A 26,742-nucleotide genomic window follows, 5' to 3' on the forward strand; every position below is an offset into this window, starting at 1 on the left:
TACACAATATATCAAAAGGGAATAATAAGGTGCTATTTTACGTTATTTTGCGTTGAACATCGCTGATTTTTTGTAACTTTATAACAAAAATGATGAACAATTATTCAATAGCAACGTGTTCAAGCAAATATTGTTGCTTAAATGCGTCTAAGGCTTCAATACGTTTTTGTATCAACATTTCACCAATCTCAGCTCCTTTGATATGGCTGGGCAAATGCTGTGCTTTAATTCTACGCACAATATCCATCGCTTTAAGAATATATTCTTTTTGTGGATAGTCTCGTTGTTCAAACCCTAAACGTCCACGTGCATCACTTTCACAAGTTTGTACAAAATATTCAACTCGTTGTGGATTGCGTAATACGTCTAAGCGTTGTAATAAACGCCATAATGTCCCTGCACGTAAATTCATCACTTGATGACATTTTAAATGTTCACGGCATACGACCACTGCTAATTGTTGAATGGCGGTTGGCACTTTTAAACGTTTGCATAATGCTTCAACTGCAGGTACGCCACGTTCTTCATGTAGTGTGTGTTTGGGTAAAATATCAACAGGGGTCAATGCTTTACCTAAATCGTGGGTCAGAGCGGCAAAACGTACATCTAAACTATAATTTTGTTTACACGCTTGGCGTAAGGTCATTAATGTGTGAATACCGCAGTCAATTTCTGGATGAAATTGTGGGCGTTGTGGTACGCCAAATAATGCATCAACTTCAGGAAATAATACTTTCAATGCACCACAATCACGTAACACTTGGAAATAAACATCAGCGTGTTGTTCCATTAACGCACGGCTAGTTTCTTTCCATACACGTTCCGCCGTGAGATGGTCTAATTCACCACTTTCGACTAATTGACGCATTAAGGCTAAGGTTTCATCAGCGACACTAAAGCCATAAGGGGCATAACGTGCGGCAAAACGAGCAACACGCAATACACGTAATGGGTCTTCAGCAAAAGCAGGGGAAACATGGCGTAATATTTTGGCTTTTAAATCAGCTTGACCGCCATAAGGGTCAATCACTTGCCCATCATCGGTCATTGCCATGGCATTAATGGTTAAATCTCGGCGAATTAAATCATCTTCTAAACTGACATCAATATCAAAATAGCAGGCAAATCCATGATAGCCCTGTCCTGTTTTGCGTTCAGTACGGGCTAGGGCATATTCATCTTTGGTTTCTGGGTGCAAAAAGACAGGAAAATCCTTACCTACGGCTTGATAGCCTAAGTTTAATAATTGTTCAGGGGTAGCACCAACAACGACATAGTCTCGTTCATGGTAAGGGTGTCCGAGTAGATGGTCTCTCACTGCACCACCAACCAGATAAGTTTGCATAAAGTTTCCTGCTATTGTTATGTTTAAAAGATAAAATGAATAACATACTGAATAACGTTATTCTCAACTTATAGTAAGTTATTGATTTTGTGTAGGGGCGAATGATTATTTGCCCGTACAAATTAAAAAACTTAAATCATATCAATATATTATCAATTTAAGTTGAGAATGACATATTACTGAGGTAAATCTACGCTATATTATGGTATAAATACTTTAAAATTCAAGTCTAATTATAAAAAAACGTACTAAATAGTATAACAAATAACATCATGTAATCAATTCTTGCACAATCTACATTGAATTTACAGATAAATTCTACATAATTTGTATGATGAATCAAAGTAGTGATTTGAGATTGTGAATGAATAAAAAAATATTAATGACCTTGATGGTATTGTTTTTGGCTATCGTTGTGGTAATTGTTTTTATGCGTTTTTCTCCCCCAACGACAACGCAAGTGTTAAGCACGCAAGGTGTGGTCAATAAAATACAGTCGTTAAATCGCTTGCAAACAGTGGTGTATCATGTTGATAGCGTAATCCAAAGCCATAAGCAAGGGAATTGGTATCGCTTGTGGCAAGATGAGCAAAAAGGCTTATTTATTGTACATGGTCGTGTGCAAGCAGGAATTGATTTAAGCCAACTTAATGCAGAACACGTTGAAATTTCTGCAGATGGACAACAAGTGAAGATTAAACTACCACCAGCACAGATTTTTGAAACCTATTTAGATAAAATTGAAGTATATGATGTCAAGACGGGATTATTTAACATTTTGGATATAGACCCACAAGTGTTTAATCAAGCTCAAGATGAAGCGAAAAAACAAGTATTAGTCAGTGCGTGTAAGTCAGATATTTTGCAACTTGCCAATGACAATGCTCAATCACAAGTACAGGCTTTATTTAAATTGGCTGATGTTGATGTTATCGTGGATAAATCGCCTGTCAGCAGTTGTACTAAATAATACTTAAGCCCACAATGAATACACGCTTATCATCGATACAAAACTGAACGTCCATATTGGCAAAACTCATTGCATATATTCGTTTAGGGTCATGCTGATAAGCAGGGCGTGGGTCTAAGGATAAAATTTGTTCTAACTCATCGATATGGCGAGCTAAAACGTGTTGCGATGTGATTAAATGTGTTTTTAATGTTTTATCTTGCCAAATCACGGCTTTGACTGGCGGTTGCTGTTGAGCGTAGCCACTTTGTGCATTTTCGATACTATCGGCATAGGCAAGATAAGGTTTAATATCAATAATCGGTGTACCATCAAGTAAATCCGCACCTTCCACAATTAGTGACAGTTTTCCTTGATGATCCTGCTCAATAGCGATAAAACGCACCACTGATAAACCAATCGGTGCAGGGCGATACATACTCCGACTGGCAAAAACACCGATTTTTTGATTGCCACCTAAGCGTGGTGGGCGAATTTGTGGGCGAAATTGTTGTTGATGTTGATTTTTATTCTCATGAAATTGCCAAATTAACCATAAATGGCTAAAATGTGCAATACCATCAAAGGCTAATGGGTTATGATAAGGTGCAAGCATTTCAATACGAGATTGCACTTGGACTAAATTAGGCTGGCGTGGAATGCCGAATTTTTCACGATAAGGTGAGTGAAGATAGGCAATAATTGGTAGATTAATGGAGTTATTCATCAGTTTTTCTGATAACCATAGCGAAAGATATTAGTTTATCAAGTTTAAAAATGTTTTAAAATAGGTAAAATTTTTTGTTAAAGTTTTAGGTTAAGATTATGGCAGCATATAACGTTGAAAAAATTACATGGGTTCATCATTGGAATGATACCTTATTTAGTTTTAAAACCACACGAGACACTGCATTACGTTTTAAAAATGGTCAATTTGTTATGATTGGCTTAGAAGTGAATGGTAAACCATTAATGCGTGCTTACTCAATTGCGAGTGCCAATTATGAAGAAGAGCTAGAGTTTTTCTCAATTAAAGTACCCAATGGTCCATTAACATCGATTTTACAACAAGTTAAAGTAGGCGATGAAATTTTAGTATCTAAAAAACCGACAGGTACTTTAGTGCATGATGATTTATTACCTGGCAAAAATTTGTATCTTTTATCATCAGGGACAGGTTTAGCTCCATTTTTATCACTGATTCGAGACCCTGAAACCTATGAGCGTTTTGAAAAAGTGATTTTGGTGCATGGTGTGCGTTATGTGAGTGAATTGGCGTATCAAGATTTGATTTTAAATGAATTACCAAATCATGAATTTTTCAAAGAATTAGGCATTCAAGACAAATTAATTTATTATCCAACCGTAACTCGTGAAGAATTTCATACCCGTGGACGTGTAACTGAAGCGATTGAAAGCGGACAATTGTTTGAAAAAATTGGTTTGCCACGTTTTAATCGTGAAACTGACCGTGCAATGTTGTGTGGTAGCCCTGCATTCTTAAAAGATGTAGCTGCCTTACTCGATGCTCATGGCTTAAAAGAGTCGCCACGCATGGGCGAATTAGGCGACTATGTGATTGAACGTGCTTTTGTGGAAAAGTAATTTAGTTATCCACAATGGCAAAAAAGATGGTTATTTCAACCATCTTTTTTATGTGCTATTCAAAGCAGATTAGTGCTGATGACCGCCTACACCATGTACATGACCGTGATCTAACTCTTCTTGAGTTGCTTCACGAATATCAACAATCTCAATATCAAAGTTTAAATCTTGACCTGCTAATGGGAAGTTTGCATCAACGATGATTTTGTCATCTTCAACGCCTTTTACGGTAACGATTTGTACGCCGTGGTCAGTTTGTGCTTGGAATTGCATACCAATTTCAATAGTATCTACGCCTTGGAACATTTCACGTGGTACTTCATCAACTAAATCAGGGTTGTATTCGCCATACGCTTGAGAAGCAGGAACGTGTACAGAGAATTTATCGCCTACTTTTTTGCCTGTCATGGCATTTTCTAAACCTGGAACGATATTGCTTGCACCATGTAAATAAGGTAAAGGATGACCTTCTGGTGATTGGTCTAAGATGTTACCTTGTTCATCTTTTAAAATGTAGTGAAAGTTTACAACGAGATTGTCTGCAATTTGAGTTGTCATGGATTAAATTCCTAATAGAATGAAAATTCAAAAAATCGATTAGATTTTTCATGTATCTAATCACTATTATGGGGAAATTTACAAATAATACAAGTTAAATTTGTAAACTAATATACTTAAAATGATTTTATAGTAAAACAAGGTTAAAAATGCTACGGTTTCTGTTCTGCTGAAAGTTGCATTGCCTCATGTAAGCTACGCACATGCTCACCACCTGCTAAATTTGGTAAAAATGCAATTTCAACATCTGTAATATTAACGGCTTGGCTATATAAATAGTACGTCTTGCGTAGCTTTAACCCACTACTCAACCTTACTTTTTACTTAACGTCTATCCCATTCTATATAGAAAATATAGGGAACTTTTGGTTTAATACTATCGAGATAGCCGTGTTCATAATATTTAGGACTATAGGTAATACATACCTTATCCCCAACTTTCATTGCTCTATAGATTTTTTGATTATCTTTTTCTTTTTTATTTGTTCGAGTTTTCCCTGTAGAGAAATTATTGATATAATAGAATTTTACTGTATTATTTTTCCCTTTTAAATCAAAAAAATAACATTTTTTCTAGCAATACTTTGTTCAGGATAAATATGGTTAATTGAACCACATTCAGTTATTCTTTCTTTACTATTAAATTTTATAGATCCCGTTATATAGTATGTTAAATCTGAAACAATGATAACACCTATTATTAATAAAATTTTTACTGGTAAAGAAATATTCTTGAGATGTAACATTTAATAAACTCTTTTGATATAACTAACTCATTTAATCACAAACATCTTTATATTTCAATAGTTATAAAACTAAAATATTATCATTATGAAATTTGTATCACTTAACGCAAACTACGCACACGCCCGCTACCTGCTAAATTTGGTAAAAATGCAATTTCAATATCTGTAATATCAACGGCTAAACTATGTTGGCTATATAAACTATCAAATTTAAAGTTTACATCGCCCATTTTTAAACTTGTGCCATCAGTTTTGGTATAACTGCCAATTTGAGCAAGTTCATTACCACCATTTAAGTTTTGTTTTGTATTTTTTAATTTCAGAAATAATATGAGTATCAAGTAAATATGCAACTATATTGCTAGAGCTTAATTTCAACATTTGCAAGGCTTGTTTGAGAATTTTGTTGATGATTTATAGGTTTACCATATTCACTATCAATTTGTGCTAAGGATTTTACAAACATACAATGAGATGATAAAAAATAACTCACAAGGTGTAACAAGTCATCAAGTTAAAGAAATCGTTATGCAAAGATTAAGAATTGGACTAGAAAATAGTAAGACAATACAAAGGAAGGGCAAGAATTAGCCTATGTATGCTCTTTATTTTAATTGACCCATACGCCATAGACGTATATAATATCTACAATATATAACGACTTTTAAGCATGAAACGACTACTCCAATTTATAGAAACACCTTTATTTAGTAAACAAATTACTGAACTCATTCATGACGATTAGTACAGTAAATTGCAACAAAGTCTAATATCTGAACCCACACAAGGCGATTTAGTTATTGGTACAGGTGGAGTTAGAAAAATGAGGTTTGCTACAGGTAAGCGTGGTAAAAGTGGTGGACTTCGTATTATTTATTTTTATATAGATAATCAAGGACATATTTATATGCTACTAGTTTATCCAAAATCTAAGCAAACTGATTTATCTACTCAAGAAAAATCCAACCTACTTAAATTAACGACTGCTATTAAGGAACTAAACCATGAGCAATGATTTTTACCAAGATTTACACCTATCTCTAACCCAAGCCCTAGCCATCGCAAAAGGCGAAATGTCGCCTGCTCGTGTTTTTACTCATGAAGTAGAAATTCCAGATGTACAGGCTATTCGTAAAAAAACAGGGCTTAGTCAAGTTGAATTTGCCAACAAACTCAAAATCAGCTTTAAAACCCTACAAAATTGGGAACAAGGCAGACGAAAACCGACAGGAACCGCAATTGTTCTCATGAATTTAATTGATAAAGACCCTAATATTTTAAATTTAACCTAGACTTGCTATGCCTGTCATTTGGGGCTATAGAGCTGTATTGCTAAATATAAAGCAAAGTGGTGTGCAAAATTAGATAAATGCACATCACAAACAAAAACTATTTCCCTACAAATTAACGTTCCCCCAACCCTTCTGACAAGGTCTTAATAATTGGTTTGGTTAAATAAGATAGCACAGTTCGCTCCATCGCTTTAATATCGACACTTGCAGTCATACCTGCTTTAACCACAATTTCATGTTCACGTTTTTTAAACTCTGCTCCCGAAATCTTAATTTTTACACGGTAAAAAGGTAGTTCTCCTTGAGCTGTTTTTTCAAGTAAAGTATCTGAACTAATATAGGTTACTTCGCCATTTAAACTACCAAAAATTGAGTAATCATAAGCATCTAACTTAACAGAAGCTTGTTGTCCTACACGCACATAAGCAATATCTGCAGGGCTAACTTGAGCTTCAATAATCAAATCGCTTTCAGTTGGTACAATTTCCATAAACGTTTCACCTGCACGCACCACGCCACCAATAGTATTCATGGTAATATTTTTGACTGAACCTGTCATTGGTGCAAATAAACGTTTTTCGGCTAACACTTGATTACGGTCTTTAAGTTTTTCTTGTTCTGTATTTAACTCTTCTTGAACTTTGGTCAGTTCTGCTTGAGCATCTTGCAAATATTTATTTTGCTTGTTGGCAATTTCTGCTTGAATATCTGCAACCTGACGGCGTAAACGAATAATATCCACTAGTGCAATATCGCCATATTTAAGTAAAGGCTCATTCATAGCAAGTTCTTGTTTGGCTAATGCTAATGTTTTTTGTAATGCAAAAATATCAGCCTCTATCGCTTGGCGACGACGTTGATAAAGCTGTCGTTGATTGGCAATATATTCTGGGTAGGCTTGCGTTTGAGCATCAAAAATTAAAGCCTTACCATACACTTCGGCTTCTAAACGTGCTAAACTGGCTTTTAACGCTGCTATACGTTGTAAAGCATCATTTACAGCAACTTGAGCTCGTTCTTCTTCTAATACAGCAAGTAAATCACCTTGAGTAACGGTTTGTCCTTCTTTAACTAATAGTTGTTTTAAAATACCACCTTCAATGGCTTGCACATATTGAGTGCGTGCCGATGCAATTACACTAGCTTTAGCTCGTGTAACTTGGTTGATTTTTGCGACCGAAGCCCAAGCTACTAAAATGACTACTGCGATAACAATACTCCAAATTACCCAGCGTGCGGATTGAGTTGATGGTTTTAATTCTGTTTCTACACTCATGAGCGTTTGCCTTGAAAATAATCTAAAACTGCTTGTTTACTACCGTCCATGATAATTTTACCACGTTCCATAACAATAATTCGATTAACTAAAGGTAAAATACTCATTTTATGTGTTGAGATAATGACGGTTTGATTACGTTTTAATTCATCATTTAATAATTGAATACAACGTTGTTCTTGGCGATTATCCATAGATGAAGTAGGCTCATCAAGTAGTAAAATTTGTGGGCGTGTTAAAATTAAACGGGAAAAAGCCAATAATTGTTTTTGTCCACCTGATAAACCTTTACCGCCTTCATAAATATCTAAGTCTAAACCTTTAGGGTGATGTTGAATAAAATCCATCAATCCTGTCCGAGTTAAGACATGATGAAGTTCATCATCACTTGGTTGTGCTAGACCAATAAGTAAATTATCTCGTAATGTACCTTGAAATAGACGATGGTCTTGTTGCAAATATCCCAACTTTTGTTGCAATAAACGAGCATGAATTTGTTGTATATCTAATCCATCTAACAACGTTTGACCTTGTTGGGCAATATATAAACCTGACAATAATTTCAATAAAGTTGATTTTCCCGAACCAATCGCTCCTAAAATAGCGATACGTTCACCTGCTTTAATATTAAGGTGTTCGATGTCTAAGACAGGGTGTTGCTGTTGTTGATAAAAATATTTAATCTGTTTCAGTTGATAATGACCAAGTAACTGACTTGGCATGAGTGGCTTTAATTGGCTATCATTATCTTGTTTAAGCTGGAACAATTGATCTAAGTTTTGTTTGGCTACTCTTGCATGAGAGGATTGCACTAAAAGATTAGGGATTTGCATAATCGGATTTAAAATACGTCCACCTAAAATGGAGCAAGCAATCATCGCCCCCATAGTCATTTTACCGTCCATAACGACATAAGAACCTACAATGACGATACCAATATAACTAAGCTGTTGTAAAGTTTGTACAATATAGTTGAGATAATCATTTAAATGTTTCATCTCAATATCTTGTTTTAAGTTTTTGTGAATGATGTTCGTCCATTTGGTTAAAAACTTATATTGACCAAAACCTGATTTAATAGTTTCCATACCTTCCACAGTTTCAACTAATAATCCTGTTTTTAAATAAGAATAGGTTGCTCCTTGTTTTGCTACTTTATCCATAAAATGACGGAATGTTAAACCTAAAATCACAGCAATCACACCCGCAATAAAAGGTACGGCAGCAACCCAAACTGAACCAATCATTGCAATGAGTACAATAAATAAAATACCCATTGGTAAATCAACTAAATTAAATAAGGTTGATGAAGTGTAAAAACTACGGATTTGTTCATAACCTCTTAATTGAGCTGCCATTGAACCAACTGATGTAGGTAATAGGTCTAAACGTATGCCTAATAGACGCTGATAAATATGTTCAGATAATTTGACATCTAAACCAATCATGACTTTATCCATTAGCTTAGAACGAGCGACTTTTAACACTAATTCTAATAAAATCACTAAAGCAACACCCGAAGCTAGAATAATTAATGTGTTTTCATTGCGGGTTGGAATCACACGGTCATAGACTTGCATGGAAAATAGGGAAATCGCTAAGGCAAATGCATTAATCACAAAAGTTGCAATAATTGCTTCACCCATCACACCACGATAAGAAATGAGTTGCTGTCGAATAAATTGTGAAAAACTTGTTTGGTGTGATGAAGTTACAATCAAATCATTCGCTTTGATACTTATCAATACATCAAAATTCGAACTATCTAATTGATATGTATGTTGGCTTTGTTGAAACTGATATTGTTGTTCTGTAATACTTTGTGTAATTACACCCCAGCCTAAATGAGGTACATGAGCAATTAAGGGTAAATGTGTTGCTTCAAGTTGTGAAAGAATGTTTACTTGTGAAATATTGAGTGCGGTTAAACATTGTATAATTTGAGATTGAACTTGTCCAATTTGAATATGTTCTTGTTTAAAGAGTGGTGCTAAAGATTGTTGTAGAATATGCTGTATAGCAACTCTATCTATAACATAATCATAATGACGCAAACAATAAAAAATAGCTTGTTGCAACTCAAAAAAAGCAGATGATGAATGGGGGAATGCCAACGTATTCATATTAAAAACTCTTTAATTCATCATTGATGATGTTCAGTTACTTCATTTTGCCACGTCATCATATTTAAATCGACTTTCAATCTAAAATACTGAGCTAAAAATGAACTTTCAAATTGAATGAGCTGTGCTTGGTAGTCCATATGTTCTCTTATGGCATTGAGTATTTCTAACCATGATTTACGTCCTACTAAAAATTGACGTTGATAAGATTCACTGACCATTTGAGAATCTTTAATTGCTAATTTTAAGAGTTTTATTTGTTGATAATCATGTATAAACTGCTGATATTGTGTTTGTAAATTTTCTTCAAGTTGTCGTTGGTTGGCTTGCTGATTTGCTTTCAGACTTTCAATTTGAGCGGTACTAATTTGAGGCTCTATCCATTTAGACAAACCAGCTCCTGTATTAAAAGTCATGCCTATGCTGAAAGATTGGTCATAATGTTTTGTTGCATTAGGCTGATATTCATGACTCCATTGCGTATAAATGGTTGGATAGCGTTGTGCTTTAACAGATTCTAATTGCTTTTGCTGTGCTTTAATTTGATAATCCAATTTACTAGATGTAGGGTGCTGAGCAGTATAATCTTGGTATTGATACATAACTTTATGTTTTATCATGGTTAAATCTGCCTCAGCTTGTTGCATAAGTATTTGTTTTATATTGCTATTATGATGAAATAAAGTATGGTCTTGATATGGTTTATGACCGACTAAATAAATTAAACGTAATTGAGCTACACGTTTTTGCTCTAAAGCCGAATCATATTGAGTTTGTGCTAATAATATACGATTATTAATAAGTTCTAACTCAATAGGTGCAGAAACTCCTTGCTGAACACGGCGTTGCATCATTGCTTTAAAACGATGTAAATCTTGAATAATGGTTTTATAAATGACACTTACACTATCAGCTTGTATATAATTTTGCCACACATCTATGGTATTTTTAGCGATATGATATTTTTGTTCAAGTACAGCCATGTGGCTTGCTTGATTCTTATATTGTGCTTGTTGAATATCTGCAGTAATCTGCCCGCCAGACCACAATGTTTGTCGAATATTTATTTGATGGTGAAGCTGTTTATCTTGGTTATATTGACTTTGTGTAGATAGTGTTGGATAACGTTGGGCTTTGGCAATAGTTGTTTGCAATTCAGACACTTGCTGTTCAGCTTGTACGGATTGTATTGTTGGGTGTTGGGTCAGGGTTAATTCAATTAATTGCTCTATGTTATAAAAATCGATTGCATAACTATTGACTGCAATAGGGCAAATCAATATTCCATATAAAACTTTTTGAATATAAGACATAGGCGACCAACTTGAATTAAAATAAAAATTCTACTCTAATTTATTACACAAGTCTATATTGTAAAAGATTGGTGTAAGGTAGGAGATGATATTCCACCTACGTTGAGCATACAATTTACCCATTAAAATGCATTTTTGATATTTAAATATAGTGCAATAATGCCACGACAAAAGTTATCAATGCCACGTTGCAGGAAATTCATTGCTTTAATATCGACATCTTGTGTAATTGGAATGGTTTGAATGACTTGATTATTTTGAATAATTTCAAGGTCAGCCAATGCAAAATTTTGTTGTTGTAATGGTGCAATTAATTTTTGTTTTGCGATTACACGATAATTAACAGGCGAATGTGTTAAAGGTTCAATATTAATGATTTGCTCATTTTCTGTATATTGAATACGCATATTCTGTAAATTAAACTGATTTAAATCAATACTATTTTGCTGTGGATAACGTGAAGCAGTAATATTATAAGTGTGTGGTGCATAAACTGCTAAACGATTATTTAAACTATTTTCGATAGGTAAATAAGCAATAGTATGATATTGTTGAATTAAAGGAACATTTTGTGTATATTCAAAGGCTAAATTAAGCAATTTATAAGAAATATCAGCACGTTGAGCTTTACTATTTGTACCCAGTACAATAACCACTAAACGGCGTTGTGTTAAGGGCAGTGTACCAACGGTAATTTCATGATGAGCAGTATTTACTTGTTCGGTTGTTTGTTCGTCTGTTGGATTGGTTGATGAACTCTCTTGTGCTGTTTTCGCTAATGATTGTGTTGCAGTTAAAGCTAAATTATAACCTGCTGCACTGGTATAACCTGTTTTTAAGCCATCAATTCGGTTATCACGTTTAAGTAAAATATTGGTTGCTTCATGAATTTTTTTATAATTAAATGTTGGTTGTTTAGCATAATTTAAGTAATCTGGCGTTTGTTCAATCAGTGCTAATGATAATAAATTCAAATCATACGCTGTTGAATAATGCTGTTCCATCGTAACGCCTGATGGGTTGGTAAAAGACGTATTCTTCATGCCTAATTGCTGAGCTTCTTGATTCATACGCTGAATAAAGTTTTGCATATTTCCATTACCAAGATATTCAGCAAGTAACAAAGCAGCATCATTGGCAGACATAATGGTAAGACCTGCTAATAATTGGTCAATACTCACTTGTTCGCCAACATTTAGCTCCATTTGTGATTCGTCATCTTGAACTTGATTGACAATAGGTGTTACATTAACAATTTGATTTTTTTGTAATTTTCCTGATTGAATATCTTTGAGTACAATATAAGCCACCATCATTTTCGTTAATGAAGCAGGGGCGTGTTGTTTATGGGCATTATGCTCGGCAATGATTTGCTGGGTTTGTTGGTCGTAAATAAGCCATGCTTGTGCATTAACAGATGTGGGTTGAATATTAAGAACAGCACTAAAGCTATTTTGCATAGCGACTAAGCCTAGCGTTAATGCGAAAAAACGAGAAGCCCACATAAAATAATTGCCTTAAAATAAAAAGAATAAATAAAATTGCAGTATGATACTTTTTTTTAGCTAAAAACTCTAGCTATTGCCAGATATTTTTACAAAATTTTAGGGAAAAATTAGTAAAAAAATGCTAGTCTAATACTAATTTTTCAATCATTTGGTTTTTATTATGCAAGTTCATTATCAAATAGAATTTGATGATTATCGTCAGCATCTAATTCATGTTACTTTACGTTTTTTAGCTAGTCCAAATCAGCTGTTATGGTTGCCGACTTGGATTCCGGGTAGCTATTTAATTCGTGAATTTAGTAAACATATTGAACAAGTCAAGGCTTATGATGAAGCAGGGCATAGTTTAAAAATCAGTAAAAAAACTAAAAACCAATGGCAATTATTTAATACTGACCATGAATTGATGACCGTTGAGTATGATGTTTATGCTTATGATTTATCGGTGCGTGGGGCGTATGTTGATGATACTCGTTTATATGTCAATCCTGCTTGTGTGTGTATGGCGGTGGCAGGACAGGAGCAAGACCCTTGTGAAGTTGCCTTGTTTATTCCTAAAGCATTGCAACATTTTACCTTAGTAACAGGCTTAAAATCACATCAATTTATGCAAGGGCGTTTTACCTTAACCAGTCAAAATTATGACCAACTCATTGATAGTCCATTTGAATTAGCCGAGCATAGCCGTTTTGAATTTAATATCAAAGATGGTGAACGTGATATTTGCCATCAATTTGTGATTTCAGGTAAACATCAAGCTAATTTAAGCCGTTTACAACAAGATATTACAAAAATTTGTCAAGCTGAAGTGGATTTATTTGGTTCAGCTCCATTTGATGATTATACTTTTATGACGATGGCAACGGGCAATCATTATGGTGGTTTGGAACATACAAATAGTACCAGTTTAATTACACCACGTCAGGATTTGCCTAAAATTGATGAGCCAGATGAACCGAGTGCGGATTATCAGCGTTATTTAGGTTTGTGTAGCCATGAATATTTCCATGCATGGTGGGTAAAGTTTATTCGTCCAGAGAGTTTTGTCAATTATCCATTACATCAAGAAGGTTATACTACGTTGTTATGGATTTTTGAAGGTTTTACATCTTATTATGATGATTTGATTTTGTATCGTAGTGGAGTAATTTCACAAGCGAGTTATTTTAAATTATTAACAGCACAAATTAATCGTTATTTACAAAATGATGGACGTAAAATTCAAAGCGTCAGTGAATCAAGTTTTGATGCGTGGATTAAATATTATCGTCAAGATGAAAATTCAAATCAGGCAGGCACGAGTTATTATAATAAAGGGGCATTGGTTGCCTTGTGCTTAGATTTAAGTTTACGTTTACATAGCTCAAGTTTAGATGCAGTATTAGGTCAATTTTATCTCAATGCTCAACAAGCTAAACAAGTCAATGAACATACGATTTTTGAAGTTTGCCAGCAATTAACAGGGCAAGATTGGCGAGAACGTATTCAATATTTAATTGATACGACTGAAGAATTACCACTTGAGCAATTATTAGCTAGCTTTGGTATAGATTATAAAATCCTTGAAAAATCTGCTTTACCATTTGGGTTAAAATTGCAAGAAAAGCCAGAAGGTTTATTGATTCAAACCGCACAACGTCAAGGCGTGGCAAGTCAAGCAGGTTTATCGGCTCATGATATAATTGTTGCGATTGATGGCTTAAAAGCCACAACTGCATTGTGTACGCAATTAAGTAAAGAAAAAACGACTCGTAGCGTTAAAGTCCATGCATTCCGCCGTGATGAATTGATGGAATTTGATATGCCATTAGGCGAACATCAATTACAGGATGTGGAATTAAGCATTAAAGATGAAAGTTTAGTGGCGAAGTGGTTGTCGAGATAAAAGTTAGATTCTTGATTTTTAGTATTACATTATGTAAGATGAATAAAAATCGAGTGTTACTTTAACAATGAGTGAAACCATTATTTCAAGTTTGTATGGCATGATTTTTGAATGGGATAAAGAAAAAGAACATTTATCTTTTCAGAATCATGGTGTACATTTTTCCGAAGCAATTACCGTATTTTTAGACCCTTATAATATTATTGATGAGGATTATCGAGAATACGGTGAAACACGTTATATCACGGTTGGTATGAGTAGTCATCATAGATTACTAAAAGTGATATGGACAGATAGAGACCCAAATACACGTATTATTTCGGCGTGGAAAGCAACAGCACAGGATAAGAAAGCCTATGAATACAACAGATGAAATCTATGAGACCTACAAAGATTGGGATATGTCTAAGGCAAAAAGAGGTAATACTAATCCCATGATTAAACGTTTACAAGATGCTCAAGCACGCCATGAGCAAAATGAAATTTTAACACAAATGCTTGACCATGATGTGCTAGAGTTATTGAAACAGCGTGCAAATAATCAAAAAGATGTGGAGCGTATCAATACCATGTTAAGAGTATTATTTGCCTAATTTAGGTATAGACCACAACACAATTTAAACTTTTTGCTTGAACCACAAAAACACGGTTGTTTCATGGTGCGTACACTTGGCAAAGTTGGGTCTAAAAAATACCATTTGCTATCGATAAGTACAAATGCTGATAATTCATGATGTACGCACCGTTCGCCATCTTGTTGGAAATAGGCTTTAAATTCGACAAGAGAATGATTTTTATCAATATTTGCTTGATGCTTGATTACATCTAAACCTTGCCAATCAGTATTTTTTGACCAATCTAATAATGCAGTGTGGTCTAATAAATGCTGTTGTGCAGGTGCAGTTGTAACGATAATATAGTCAATGTGTTGTAATACAAAAGCACTATAACGTGAACGCATGAGTTGTTCTGCGGTTTGTGCAGTGGTTTGAGCTAAATGTAAAGGCTGACAACAATTGGTATAATCTAAGTGAGATTGGCAAGGACAAAGCATGATAATTTTCCAAAATTAAACCCATTGAATGATATTCCAATGGGTTTTTGTATCTAAAAGAACAATGATTATTCAGCTTTCGCTTTTAAAATCATTTGATAAATTTCATCTTTTAAATGTAATTTTTTCTTTTTCAATACTTCAATATCTTCAAGACCGCTCGTTACAGGATCTTGTTCTAAACGAATAATTTCATGGTCAAGTGCATTATGCTCGTCAAAAATTTTTGCAAAGTGAGCATTGTTTTGACGTAATTCGCTGATTAATTCACGATGTTCTGGAAACATGGTATCCACCTTCTTTAATGTTAATCACTTTATACGATTATAGTATGCTAAATTGAAAAATTTTTCTACCCTTTTTTGAATTGTTTTATCATCTTTTTTTAGATTTATGTATTTTAGTCCGCCAATTGTGTGCAAAAACCATAGTTTTTAGTGGAAATTGTAATAAGTACTTGCACAAATAGCAAAATATGATAATGTTATTGTATAAATGTAACAGAAATTGGGTAATGACGATGGCAGGTAAACGACTTTTAAAAATTGCAGGTATGACTGCAAGTATCGCCACTAAAACTGTAAGTAATAAAATTAAATCATTCACAGGGAATGATGAACAAAAACAACAAGCAAATCATGAATTATTTCAACAAATTGGTACACAAATTGCTGAAACTTTAGGTGAAATGAAAGGTGCTGCTATGAAAGTAGGGCAAATTGCATCACAATACAAAGATATTTTTCCGCCAGAAGTTTCTAAAGCGATTGCGAAGTTACAACGAGAAGCACCACCTGTCGAATTTAAAATTATTCAACAACAAGTTGAAAAAGAGTTAAAATGTCCATTAAATGATATATTTAGCCATTTTGAGCCTATACCATTTGCATCGGCAAGTATTGGTCAAGTACATAAGGCTATACTAAAAGATGGGCGAAATGTGGTAGTTAAAGTGCAATATCCACAAGTCGATGAAGCGTGTAAAAGTGATTTAAAATATATTCGCATTGCTTTACGGTTGATGGGTGTATTAAAAATTGACAAGCAATTACAAGATAAACTATTTGCTGAAATTGAAGAGAGCTTAATTGCTGAATTGAATTATGAAATTGAAGCACATAATTTGCAATTATTCCGTACGTTTCATCAAAATATTGACCCTAAAGTCATTATTCCTGAAGTGCTGACCGAATATTCAAGTCACCGTGTTTTAACCTTGAGTGAAGAATTAGGCGAAAATATTCAAACAGCGAGTACATGGACACAAGAAAAACGTAACGAACTGGGCAGACGTTTACTAAATGCTATTAATGATGAAATTTTTGTCATGCAACGCTTTCATTGCGACCCACACCCCGGAAATTTTGCTTTTCGTGAAGATGGTAGCGTGATTATTTATGACTTTGGTGCAGTAAAATCCTTAGAAGATAGCACGATTGCTAGTTTTAAACGTGTGCTAAATGCAGGGAATAATCATGATATTCCACGTTTGGAACAAGAATTAATGGAGTTGCAATGTTTGACGCAAGCAGGGCAATTTCCACAGGATTTGTATGAGCAATGGATTGAGATTTTATTACGTCCATTACGCCAAAAGTATGATTTTGCGGAAAATTCATCACATCATGATGCGGTTGAATTGATGAAATCATCACTAAAATATTGGGATTTATTTAAACCATCGCCTTATACTTTGTTGATTAATCGTACTATTTCTGGGCATTATTGGAATTTAATTCAGCTTAAAGTTGATGATGATTTGAGTGATTTTTTTAAAAGAAGTTTGCAGTGAAAAATATGATGGTTGATTTATTTTCATCATTTTTAGTGTAGGAGCAGAAATGAACACAATTGAACTAATTCATCAATCTAGTTATGATTTAACCGAAAGTGAACGCCTTGAAGTTTTTGGCTATATCAATATGATTAAGGCTCGTTTTGGGCGGAATAAAGATATGGCTCAAGGAACGGTTGTGGCAAAAGCATTGGATAATTCTCAAGAACGTCTAAACTTTATTAACGACCTTGCTCATCAAGCCAAAGCAATGGGAGTTAATATTGATATTGATGAATTTGAAAAAAGTCGTCAAGATAGAGAATTAGACAGATGAATAAGCCTATTTTATTGGACAGCAATATTATTATTTATGCTGTTTTGCCACAATATCAAAATGTCAGAGATTATATGAGTGATTTTGATTGGTGTGCATCAAAAATTAGCCAAATAGAAGTTTTAGGTTATCATAAAATCATGGTGCCTGAAAAAGAATTGTATCATCAATTATTTACCAAAATCTATCTGTATGATATTGATGATAATATTATTCAAAAAGCCACCGAGTTTCGCCAAACTAAAAAAATGAGTTTAGGTGATGCGATTATTTTGGCAACAGCGGTTATTTACAAGATACCGCTTATGACGAGAAATAGTAAAGATTTTGATTGGATTGATGATTTGACTTTAATCAATCCTTTTGACGCTTTGTAAAAAAATTTGATTTTTCAAATCAAAAAAGTGTAAGGTGCTTATTAAGCACCTTACAACCACGATTTATTTATTCTCTCCTTTTCCGCCATTGGCAACATTCATCATTTTGATAAATTGGTCGAGATTATCAAAAGTGGCAGGGATTTGTTCTTCATTGGCAACGATAGGCGAAAAAATAATACTTTCAAAAAGCACAGTTTTGGCTGTGCTTTTTATTGGATTTTATGAATTATATGTTGTCCACTTATAACCAAACTTAATTTGCATTTTATCCAGTAGCCACGAATTGTCTGCTTGACGAATAAACAAAAAGCGATGAAGCGTATTTGAATCATCTTCAGTATAAAGATAAAGCCTATTTTTACTCACATATTCACTATCCACGATTTTATGGTCTTTATAACTACCTCCTTCTTGTAAATGCATTCTTTGAGTATCGTGCCAACGTTCTGTAAAATATTGCCGATAAATTTCTGTGCTGTTTTGTATCATTTCATCATTAAAATCTAGCTCAGCAAGTTTTTCCCAAGAATGGATAGCTTCAAAAAATGTAAATAAATGAGTAGTAATGTTGTTTAAATCATCATTATCAACCTCTTTTTTATTCTTTTTATTAAATTGGCGTTGAATATGACGAAATTCAGCTAATTGTTCATCAGAAAATTGCTGTTGTCGAGCAATCGGAGTGATGTGTGAGTGCGATGCTAATGTCAAAAGCCCCTGCCACGTAATCGGTGTACCCTCAATTAGTAAAGTATCCAAATTAGGAATTTGTGCAATCAAGGGTAAAATTTCATCATTAATTTTGGTATTTTCTAGCCAAAGTGTTGATAATTTTTTATGTCCTGCAAAATGATAGAAACCTTGCCCAATAATCGCAGTATTATTGGCAAATAAATGTTCTAATTTGGGGAATCTTGCCAAATATTCTAGGGATCTATCAGTAATTTGTGTACCAATTAAGTTCACATTTACAATCTGCTTAGTAGCAATATGCTGACAAAGATACACAATATCATCATCAGTAATTGGCATATTTTCAAAGTTAATATTGTAAGTATTAACTAATCTATCTTTTTTGGCTTGCTCTAAATCAAATTTAAATTCAGTTGTCATGAGTTTTCTCTGATAGTAAAGTTTTTAAAAACCGCCCAGTATGCGACATCTCAACACTGACGATGTCTTCAGGCGTACCTTGAGCAATAATTTGCCCACCGCCAGCACCGCCTTCAGGTCCTAAATCAACAACCCAATCCGCAGTCTTAATCACATCAAGATTATGTTCAATGACTATAATCGTATTCCCTCTATCTCGTAGCGTATGCAAAATATCCAACAATTTAGCAATATCGTGGAAATGTAACCCTGTTGTTGGCTCATCAAGAACATACAAAGTTTTACCTGTATCTCGTTTAGCAAGTTCTTTGGCAAGTTTGACTCGTTGCGCCTCACCGCCAGACAGTGTTGTTGCTGATTGTCCAAGTTTGATATAGCCCAATCCAACTTCAGCAAGCGTTTCTAAACGCCGTGCAATCACAGGAATTGCATTAAAAAATGGCACAGCATCTTCCACTGTCATTTCTAACACATCAGCAATATTTTTTCCTTTGTAATACACCTCTAAAGTTTCACGATTGTAGCGTTTACCTTGACAAGCATCACACGGTACATACATGTCAGGTAAGAAGTGCATGGCAACTTTAATCATACCATCACCCTCACAAGTTTCACAACGTCCACCTTTGACATTAAACGAAAAACGCCCAGCAGTATAACCTCTGGCTCGTGCTTCAGGGGTTTGTGCAAATAATTCACGAATTGGAGTAAATAATCCTGTATAAGTTGCAGGATTAGAGCGTGGTGTACGTCCAATGGGACTTTGGTCAATATCTACAACTTTATCAAGATATTGTAAACCATCAATACTATTAAATTTTTCAGCAGTGAGTGTTGTTGCACCATTGAGTTGTGTTAAAGCCAATGGTAATAATGTACGGTTAATCAAGGTAGATTTACCCGAGCCAGAAACCCCTGTAATACAGGTCATTACACCTGTTGGCAAGGTCAAATCAACATTTTTCAGATTATGCCCACACGCTCCAGTTAAGATAATTTTTTCATCAGGTCGTGGTGATTGTGTACGAATTTTTGGCACTTCAATTTTCAATTTCCCTGATAAATATTGTCCAGTTAAAGATTGTTTATTTTTTGCCAGCTGTTTGGCTGTCCCTTCAGCAATCACTTGTCCGCCATGCACCCCTGCCAATGGACCAATATCGATAATATGGTCAGCACAACGAATCGCATCTTCATCATGTTCAACCACTAAAACGGTATTGCCCAAATCACGCAGACGAATTAAGGTTTGTAATAATCGGTCATTATCTCGTTGATGTAGTCCGATGGATGGTTCATCAAGCACATACATCACACCCATTAAACCTGCACCAATTTGGCTAGCTAAACGAATACGTTGTGCTTCGCCCCCAGATAGCGTTTCCGCAGAACGAGATAAACTCAAATAATTTAAACCTACACTTACTAAAAAATGTAAGCGTTCACGAATTTCCTTAAAAATTTTATCAGCGATTTCGCCTTTTGCACCATCAAGCTGTAAATGTTGATAATACTGTTGCGCATCACCAATCGACATTTGTGTAATTTGACTAATCGTTTTATCTAATACTTTGACATGACGAGAAATTTCATTGAGACGAGAACCATCACACTCACTACAGGCAGAGTTTGCCAAATATTGTGCTAAATCATCACGAATAAAGTTACTTTCTGTCTCACGATAACGCCGTTCAAAATATGGCAATACGCCTTCAAATGGCATGACACGTTGATGAAAACGCCCACGCTCATCAGTATAAGAGAGGTCTAATTTCTCTTTGCCTGAACCATTGAGAATAATTTTTTGTTGTTTTGATGATAATTCATTCCATGCTACATCAAGCGGAATATTGAAATGTTCACCGACTTTTTGCAACATGGCAAAATAATAAGGGCGTTGTTTATCCCAACCACGAATTGCCCCTTGTTGAATGGAAATCTCGCCATTCGGAATTAATTTTTCTGCACTAAAATGACTGCGTACACCCAAACCATCACAGCTTGGACACGCACCCACAGGATTATTAAATGAGAATAATCTTGGCTCTAATTCGGCAACGGCACGTTCACATTTTGGACAACTGTGTTTGGCTGAAAAAATGCGTTCAGGCGTTTCTCCGTCCATAAAAGCTAAAATCACCAAATCATTACCCAAACGTAATGCCGTTTCTAAAGATTCAGCAATACGATTCCCCAAATCATCACGCACTTTAAAACGGTCAATAATCACTTCAATGGTATGTTTTTTATTTTTATCTAATTCAGGCGGTGTATCAATCTCAATAATTTCACCATCAACTCTGGCACGAATAAAACCTTGCCCTTGTAATTTATCAAATAATGCAGAATATTCGCCTTTGCGTTCACGCACGATAGGGGCTAAAATCATCACCGCTGTGCCTTCATCAAGCGATTTAATGACATCAACCATTTCTGATACAGTTTGAGCGACCATCGGTAAGTCGTGTTCTGGGCAATACGGTGTACCTACACGAGCATAGAGTAATCGTAAATAATCATAAATTTCAGTAATTGTACCGACTGTAGAACGTGGGTTATGGCTGGTTGATTTTTGTTCTATGGCAATCGCAGGGCTAAGACCTTCAATACTATCAACATCTGGTTTTTCCATTTGCGATAAAAACTGACGAGCATAAGCTGATAAACTTTCCACATAACGGCGTTGTCCTTCAGCGTACAAAGTATCAAATGCCAATGATGATTTGCCCGAGCCAGATAGCCCAGTAATGACGACAAATTTATCTCGTGGAATATCAAGGTTAATATTTTTTAAATTGTGGGTTCTCGCCCCACGAATGCGAATGTGGCTTTGGCTCATAATTTGCTCAATATTTAAATCATCATATTAAGCCATTATACTAACTCAACCTAAAAATTGATACAGATTTGTAGGGGAAAATCACATTTGCCCTGTGCAAACCTTGTGTTTATTGGGCGAATATAATTCGCCTCTACGACATAATGGTGAATTTTGTATCAATTCTTAAGTTAGATAGATGTAAGGTAAATCTTATGTTACAATAACACAAATATTAGTCAAAAGTGAGAGATATATGAATTATGATGAAAAATTTATTATTTATGATATCTCATCATATCAAGATGATGAAATTGAACATTTAGGTACAAAAAGTAAATTTTGGTATTTTGATAAAGAAAAGGAACAATGGTTGTTATTTAAAAGTATTCAGTCTAAGGAATATATGAGATATGGTGAAGATTGGGCAGAAAAAATTGCTTGTGAATTAGCAAAATTGTTAAGATTACCATATGCGGATTATGAGCTTGCTGTTTATAAAGGGCATAGAGGTGTGATTTCAACAAAATTTATTTCTGATAATAAAGGTGAACAATTCACTTTAGGCAATGAACTATTACGTCCTTTTGTTGGTGGAAATGGTGATGATAATCCAAATTTACAATATATTGATGATGTTTATGAAGTAATGACTAAAATCATTAAACATAAACCCATTGGCTTTAAAAGTGATGTCAATATTAAAACAGCGAGTGAATTTTTTCTAGGTTATTTAATGTTTGATGTATTGATTTCTAATCAAGATAGACATAATGAAAATTGGGGCTGTATCGTTACTTTAAAAGGTAAAAAGCATTTAGCACCAAGTTATGATCATGGAGCAAGTTTAGCCAGAAATGAGTCTGATGAAACACGAAAAAGACGTTTAGAAAGTAAAGATATAGGTCAAAAAATTGAGACGTATGTTAAAAGAGCAAAATCCCATTTTCAAGATAAAGAGTCAGGGCATAAAATTAGGCTCATAGACTGTTTTAAGTTATATGCTGAAAAAGAACCAAATGCAAAAATAGCTTGGTTAAATCGCTTAAATCAAATTTCTGATGATGATATTTATGCTATAATTCAGAAAATTCCTGATGAATTAATGAGTGAAATCGCAAAAACATTCACTTATCAACTTATTTTAGCCAATAAAAAATCTCTATGTGATTTAATATCGTGGTGATGAACGTGAAAAGTGCTTTTATTTTATGGCAAGATTCAACTCAAAGTCGTATGTGGAAAGCTGTTGCCAAATTGACACAAAAAGACGATGGACAATATGAGTTTTTTTATACTCAAGGTGCTAATCATAAAAATTTTCATGGTTTTGTTGGTATGGAAGATAAAAATCATACTTATAAATCAGAAAAGATTTTTACTTTTTTGCGAAATCGTATTCTTCCTGAAAGCCGTCCTGAGCATGATAGAATGTTTTCATGGGTTGAGTTACCTTTGGAAGAAAAAGATTATTTTTCTTTACTCGCTTTGTCTGGGGCCGAAAAGAAAACCGATTATATTCGTTTAATAAATATACCAATAATTGAAAATGGGGTATATAAAACTCGTTTTTTTGTCAGTGGTATTCACTATTTGACAGATGAGCAAAAACAGTATTTACCCTCAATTCAATCAGGAGATATATTAACTTATCAGTTTGAGTTAAATAATTCTGTAGATAAAAATGCAATCATGTTATTTAAAGAACATCAGATTGGTTATCTACCTGCTTATTTATGTGAAGAGTTTAAACGTTTAATTGATTTGTATGGCGAATCTTCTTTACAAATTCAGGTTGTAAAATATAATGCAGATGCACCATCGCAATATCAACTTTTATGTGAATTAACAATAAATGTTGATGATGATTTTAAGCCTTTTAATCGTGATGATTTTAAGCCATTTTAATGGTAATCTATATAAAAATAATCCCTAAACCATTTGATTTAGGGATTATTTTTATTTGGTGTTGTGATTACACTACAAAACTCACCAATTTATTAGGTACAACGATTTCCTTTTTAATGCCATTAGCGATGTAATTTTGTACTTCAGGCAAGGCTTTGGCTTGAGCCAAAATCTCATCTTTAGAGGCATCAACCGCAACGTTTAATTTACCACGCACTTTACCATTGATTTGCACCACGATGGTTTGTGTATTGCGTGTTAAAGCACTTTCATCAACGCTTGGGAATGCACATTGTGTTGCATCAATATCGAAATAACTTAATAAAGATTGGCTTAAATGTGGTGCAAATGGCGAAAGCATAATCAATAGATTGATAATTGCTTCGCCTTGCACAGCCACCTCATCAGCATTTGTAGTTTCAAATTTAGAAATGCTGTTCAATAATTCCATCAATGCTGCAACTGCGGTATTAAAGGCTTGACGGCGTTCAATATCATCACCGACTTTAGCAATGGTTTCATGGGTTTTACGGCGTAAATCTTGTGCATCTTGGCTTAAATTTGTTGTATTGATAGCAGTTGATTTAAAGTCTGGATTCTGCTCTAAGAAATTCGCCACCAAACGCCACACACGTTTTAAGAAACGATTTGAACCTTCAATCCCAGCATCTGACCATTCTAAGGCTTGGTCTGGTGGAGCGGCAAACATCATAAATACACGAGCGGTATCTGCACCATAAGTATCGATAATTTCTTGTGGATCAACACCATTATTTTTTGATTTAGACATTTTTTCTAAACCGCCTAAAAATACAGGTTGACCATCTGCTTTTAATGTTGCACCGACAATACGATTTTTATCATCTTTTTCTAAGTTTAATTCAGCAGGATTAAACCAAATTTTCTTATCCCCATTTGGACGATAATACGCATCAGCCAATACCATACCTTGTGTCAATAAACGGGCAAAAGGTTCATTACCTTTGACAACCCCTTCATCACGCATCAATTTATGGAAGAAACGAGCATATAATAAGTGTAAAATGGCGTGTTCTACACCACCAATATATTGATTGACAGGTAACCAGTTTTCACCTGCTTTTGGCTCAACCATACCATCAGCAAACTGTGGTGATGCGTAACGTGCATAATACCAAGATGATTCAACAAAAGTATCTAAGGTATCCGTTTCACGGCGTGCTTCGCCACCACAACATGGGCAAGTCGTTTGATAAAATTCAGGCATTTTATTCAATGGATTACCTGTACCATCTGGCACGACATCAGTTGGCAATACTACAGGTAACTGCTCTTCAGGCACAGGCACTGTACCACATTGTTCACAATTAATCATCGGAATTGGACAACCCCAATAACGCTGGCGACTCACACCCCAATCACGCAGACGGAATTGAATTTTTTTATTGGCTAAACCTTGTGGTTCAAGTTTGGCTAAAATCGCATCAAACGCATCAGCAATACTTAAGCCATTAAATTCACCTGAATTAACCAATGTCCCTTGCTTTAAACCATACCATTCCTGCCAGTTTTTATTGTCGTAGTTTTCACCATTGACATCAATCACTTGGGTAATCGGCAAATCATATTTTAAAGCAAAGGCAAAATCACGCTCATCATGCGATGGTACACCCATCACCGCACCCGAACCATAACTCATCAATACATAATTTGCCACCCAAACAGGCACTTTTTCACCTGTTACAGGGTGAACGACAAACAACCCTGTTGGCATACCTTTTTTCTCGGCAGTTGCTAAATCCGCTTCAGCCACTGAACCCTGACGGCACTCTTGGATAAAGGCTTGTAATTGTGGATTATTTTCACTGGCTTTGGTTGCTAATGGATGTTCTGCTGCCACCGCTAAATAACTCACACCCATCAAGGTATCAGCTCGTGTGGTAAATACAGTTACACTCTCTTGATAAGGACTATCACTCGGCGAAGTAAACGTAATCTCCATACCTTGCGAACGTCCAATCCAGTTGCGTTGCATGGTTAATACTTGTTGTGGCCAACCATCTTGTAGCGTATCTAAATCATCGAGTAATTCTTGTGCATAATCGGTGATTTTAAAATAATACATTGGAATATCACGTTTTTCTACCAATGCACCTGAACGCCACCCACGACCATTTTCCACTTGTTCATTTGCTAATACGGTTTGGTCTACTGGATCCCAGTTTACTGTTGCCAATTTACGATAAATTAAGCCTTTTTTATACAGTTGAATAAATAACCACTGCTCCCAACGATAATATTCAGGTGTACACGTAGCAAATTCTCTATCCCAATCTACTGCTAAACCTAAACTTTTCAACTGCTTACGCATATAGTCGATATTTTCAAATGTCCATTTTGCAGGTGCAACTTTATGGGCAATTGCTGCATTTTCCGCAGGCAAACCGAATGCGTCCCAACCCATTGGTTGTAATACTTGTTCACCTTTTAAACGATAAAAACGACTTAATACATCGCCAATGGTATAGTTACGCACATGCCCCATGTGTAATTTGCCACTTGGGTAAGGGAACATTGACAAAATATAGCGTTTTTTACCTTCAACGACATCAGCAACTTTAAAGGTTTTTCGCTCCGCCCAATCCTGTTGGATTTGCGGTTCAATCGTATTGGCTTGATATTCAGGAGAAATTGGTGTATTCATCTTCATCAACTATCTATAAAAATATGTTCAAAATAATGTGTTATCATACCGTAAATACAGCGAAAATGGAATGAA

At 34.8% G+C, this 26,742-nt stretch carries 27 protein-coding genes; 12 read left to right on the top strand and 15 right to left on the bottom strand.

Annotated elements, in window-relative coordinates; all coding sequences use genetic code 11:
* Positions 1–100: 100 nt before the first annotated feature.
* Complete coding sequence (locus LU301_RS01920; protein ID WP_305272011.1) at positions 101–1,345, bottom strand: multifunctional CCA addition/repair protein; 1,245 nt, start codon at positions 1,343–1,345, stop codon at positions 101–103.
* A 364-nt stretch (positions 1,346–1,709) separates the two neighbouring features.
* Here LU301_RS01920 and LU301_RS01925 point away from each other — a divergent pair, with 364 nt between their 5' ends.
* A complete protein-coding gene (locus LU301_RS01925) occupies positions 1,710–2,315 on the top strand; it encodes a DUF4230 domain-containing protein (protein WP_305272012.1) in 606 nt (201 codons plus the stop codon).
* Here LU301_RS01925 and tsaA read toward each other — a convergent pair.
* The gene (gene tsaA, locus LU301_RS01930) at positions 2,308–3,021 is read right to left on the bottom strand and encodes a tRNA (N6-threonylcarbamoyladenosine(37)-N6)-methyltransferase TrmO (RefSeq protein ID WP_305272013.1); all 714 of its coding nucleotides are present in this window, start codon (positions 3,019–3,021) and stop codon (positions 2,308–2,310) included. The genes LU301_RS01925 and tsaA overlap by 8 nt on opposite strands.
* Before the next feature lie 98 nt (positions 3,022–3,119).
* Here tsaA and LU301_RS01935 point away from each other — a divergent pair, with 98 nt between their 5' ends.
* Complete coding sequence (locus LU301_RS01935; RefSeq protein WP_305272014.1) at positions 3,120–3,899, top strand: ferredoxin--NADP reductase; 780 nt, start codon at positions 3,120–3,122, stop codon at positions 3,897–3,899.
* Positions 3,900–3,968: 69 nt separating this feature from the next.
* On the opposite strand, the gene slyD is transcribed toward LU301_RS01935, so the two are convergent.
* From slyD to LU301_RS01950, 3 genes are all read right to left on the bottom strand, one after another.
* Positions 3,969–4,457 (bottom strand): peptidylprolyl isomerase, encoded by a 489-nt coding sequence (slyD, locus tag LU301_RS01940; protein WP_305272015.1) that lies wholly within the window; start codon positions 4,455–4,457, stop codon positions 3,969–3,971.
* A 152-nt stretch (positions 4,458–4,609) separates the two neighbouring features.
* A complete protein-coding gene (locus LU301_RS01945) occupies positions 4,610–4,768 on the bottom strand; it encodes a hypothetical protein (protein WP_305272017.1) in 159 nt (52 codons plus the stop codon).
* A gap of 536 nt (positions 4,769–5,304) precedes the next feature.
* Positions 5,305–5,544 carry a hypothetical protein gene (locus LU301_RS01950; RefSeq protein WP_305272019.1) on the bottom strand — a complete coding sequence of 80 codons (240 nt, stop codon included), beginning with the start codon at positions 5,542–5,544 and terminating at the stop codon, positions 5,305–5,307.
* A 413-nt stretch (positions 5,545–5,957) separates the two neighbouring features.
* Between LU301_RS01950 and LU301_RS01955 the strand changes: the two genes are divergently transcribed.
* Both LU301_RS01955 and nadS read left to right on the top strand, forming a co-directional pair.
* A complete protein-coding gene (locus tag LU301_RS01955) occupies positions 5,958–6,218 on the top strand; it encodes a type II toxin-antitoxin system RelE/ParE family toxin (protein ID WP_305272021.1) in 261 nt (86 codons plus the stop codon).
* Complete coding sequence (gene nadS, locus LU301_RS01960) at positions 6,208–6,495, top strand: NadS family protein (protein WP_305272022.1); 288 nt, start codon at positions 6,208–6,210, stop codon at positions 6,493–6,495. Before LU301_RS01955 ends, nadS begins: the two co-directional genes overlap by 11 nt.
* 112 nt (positions 6,496–6,607) lie before the next feature.
* On the opposite strand, the gene LU301_RS01965 is transcribed toward nadS, so the two are convergent.
* The 4 genes from LU301_RS01965 to LU301_RS01980 form a co-directional block, all read right to left on the bottom strand.
* On the bottom strand, positions 6,608–7,771 hold the full coding sequence (locus tag LU301_RS01965) for a beta-barrel domain-containing protein (protein ID WP_305272023.1): 1,164 nt from the start codon (positions 7,769–7,771) through the stop codon (positions 6,608–6,610).
* Positions 7,768–9,894, bottom strand: a complete 2,127-nt coding sequence (locus LU301_RS01970; RefSeq protein ID WP_305272024.1) for an ATP-binding cassette domain-containing protein — start codon at positions 9,892–9,894, stop codon at positions 7,768–7,770. The genes LU301_RS01965 and LU301_RS01970 overlap by 4 nt, the downstream gene beginning before the upstream one ends.
* Positions 9,895–9,914: 20 nt before the next feature.
* A complete protein-coding gene (locus LU301_RS01975; protein ID WP_305272026.1) occupies positions 9,915–11,207 on the bottom strand; it encodes a TolC family protein in 1,293 nt (430 codons plus the stop codon).
* Positions 11,208–11,329: 122 nt separating this feature from the next.
* Positions 11,330–12,712 carry a D-alanyl-D-alanine carboxypeptidase family protein gene (locus LU301_RS01980; RefSeq protein WP_305272028.1) on the bottom strand — a complete coding sequence of 461 codons (1,383 nt, stop codon included), beginning with the start codon at positions 12,710–12,712 and terminating at the stop codon, positions 11,330–11,332.
* Between the two features lie 163 nt (positions 12,713–12,875).
* Here LU301_RS01980 and LU301_RS01985 point away from each other — a divergent pair, with 163 nt between their 5' ends.
* From LU301_RS01985 to LU301_RS01995, 3 genes are all read left to right on the top strand, one after another.
* Complete coding sequence (locus LU301_RS01985; protein WP_305272030.1) at positions 12,876–14,600, top strand: M61 family metallopeptidase; 1,725 nt, start codon at positions 12,876–12,878, stop codon at positions 14,598–14,600.
* 67 nt (positions 14,601–14,667) lie between these two features.
* On the top strand, positions 14,668–14,973 hold the full coding sequence (locus LU301_RS01990) for a BrnT family toxin (RefSeq protein ID WP_305272031.1): 306 nt from the start codon (positions 14,668–14,670) through the stop codon (positions 14,971–14,973).
* The gene (locus LU301_RS01995) at positions 14,957–15,193 is read left to right on the top strand and encodes a hypothetical protein (RefSeq protein WP_305272032.1); all 237 of its coding nucleotides are present in this window, start codon (positions 14,957–14,959) and stop codon (positions 15,191–15,193) included. The genes LU301_RS01990 and LU301_RS01995 overlap by 17 nt, the downstream gene beginning before the upstream one ends.
* Here LU301_RS01995 and LU301_RS02000 read toward each other — a convergent pair.
* Both LU301_RS02000 and LU301_RS02005 read right to left on the bottom strand, forming a co-directional pair.
* Positions 15,190–15,654, bottom strand: coding sequence for a YchJ family protein (locus LU301_RS02000; protein WP_305272033.1), 465 nt, complete (start codon positions 15,652–15,654; stop codon positions 15,190–15,192). The two genes, LU301_RS01995 and LU301_RS02000, sit on opposite strands and share 4 nt — an antisense overlap.
* A 68-nt stretch (positions 15,655–15,722) precedes the next feature.
* Positions 15,723–15,941, bottom strand: coding sequence for an HP1242/YdcH family protein (locus tag LU301_RS02005; protein WP_305272034.1), 219 nt, complete (start codon positions 15,939–15,941; stop codon positions 15,723–15,725).
* Positions 15,942–16,174: 233 nt separating this feature from the next.
* Here LU301_RS02005 and LU301_RS02010 point away from each other — a divergent pair, with 233 nt between their 5' ends.
* From LU301_RS02010 to LU301_RS02020, 3 genes are read left to right on the top strand one after another with little or no spacing between them, the layout of a single operon-like run.
* Positions 16,175–17,446, top strand: coding sequence for an ABC1 kinase family protein (locus LU301_RS02010; RefSeq protein WP_305272036.1), 1,272 nt, complete (start codon positions 16,175–16,177; stop codon positions 17,444–17,446).
* Positions 17,447–17,495: 49 nt separating this feature from the next.
* Positions 17,496–17,765, top strand: a complete 270-nt coding sequence (locus LU301_RS02015) for a hypothetical protein (RefSeq protein WP_305272037.1) — start codon at positions 17,496–17,498, stop codon at positions 17,763–17,765.
* A complete protein-coding gene (locus LU301_RS02020) occupies positions 17,762–18,142 on the top strand; it encodes a type II toxin-antitoxin system VapC family toxin (RefSeq protein WP_305272038.1) in 381 nt (126 codons plus the stop codon). The genes LU301_RS02015 and LU301_RS02020 overlap by 4 nt, the downstream gene beginning before the upstream one ends.
* Positions 18,143–18,205: 63 nt before the next feature.
* Here LU301_RS02020 and LU301_RS02025 read toward each other — a convergent pair whose 3' ends face one another.
* From LU301_RS02025 to uvrA, 3 genes are read right to left on the bottom strand one after another with little or no spacing between them, the layout of a single operon-like run.
* Positions 18,206–18,337: a hypothetical protein gene (locus tag LU301_RS02025; protein ID WP_305272039.1), complete on the bottom strand. Its 132-nt coding sequence runs from the start codon at positions 18,335–18,337 to the stop codon at positions 18,206–18,208.
* A gap of 27 nt (positions 18,338–18,364) precedes the next feature.
* The gene (locus LU301_RS02030; protein ID WP_305272040.1) at positions 18,365–19,258 is read right to left on the bottom strand and encodes an NTF2 fold immunity protein; all 894 of its coding nucleotides are present in this window, start codon (positions 19,256–19,258) and stop codon (positions 18,365–18,367) included.
* A complete protein-coding gene (gene uvrA, locus LU301_RS02035; RefSeq protein ID WP_305272042.1) occupies positions 19,248–22,097 on the bottom strand; it encodes an excinuclease ABC subunit UvrA in 2,850 nt (949 codons plus the stop codon). The genes LU301_RS02030 and uvrA overlap by 11 nt, the downstream gene beginning before the upstream one ends.
* A 235-nt stretch (positions 22,098–22,332) precedes the next feature.
* Here uvrA and LU301_RS02040 point away from each other — a divergent pair, with 235 nt between their 5' ends.
* Positions 22,333–23,262 (top strand): HipA domain-containing protein, encoded by a 930-nt coding sequence (locus tag LU301_RS02040; protein ID WP_305272044.1) that lies wholly within the window; start codon positions 22,333–22,335, stop codon positions 23,260–23,262.
* A 5-nt stretch (positions 23,263–23,267) separates the two neighbouring features.
* Positions 23,268–23,984, top strand: a complete 717-nt coding sequence (locus LU301_RS02045) for an HIRAN domain-containing protein (RefSeq protein ID WP_305272045.1) — start codon at positions 23,268–23,270, stop codon at positions 23,982–23,984.
* A gap of 67 nt (positions 23,985–24,051) precedes the next feature.
* Here LU301_RS02045 and leuS read toward each other — a convergent pair whose 3' ends face one another.
* The gene (gene leuS, locus LU301_RS02050) at positions 24,052–26,667 is read right to left on the bottom strand and encodes a leucine--tRNA ligase (RefSeq protein WP_305272046.1); all 2,616 of its coding nucleotides are present in this window, start codon (positions 26,665–26,667) and stop codon (positions 24,052–24,054) included.
* Positions 26,668–26,742 lie beyond the last annotated feature (75 nt).

Origin of the sequence: Moraxella sp. ZY210820 (assembly GCF_030674635.1) — a bacterium.
Taxonomy (GTDB): domain Bacteria; phylum Pseudomonadota; class Gammaproteobacteria; order Pseudomonadales; family Moraxellaceae; genus Acinetobacter.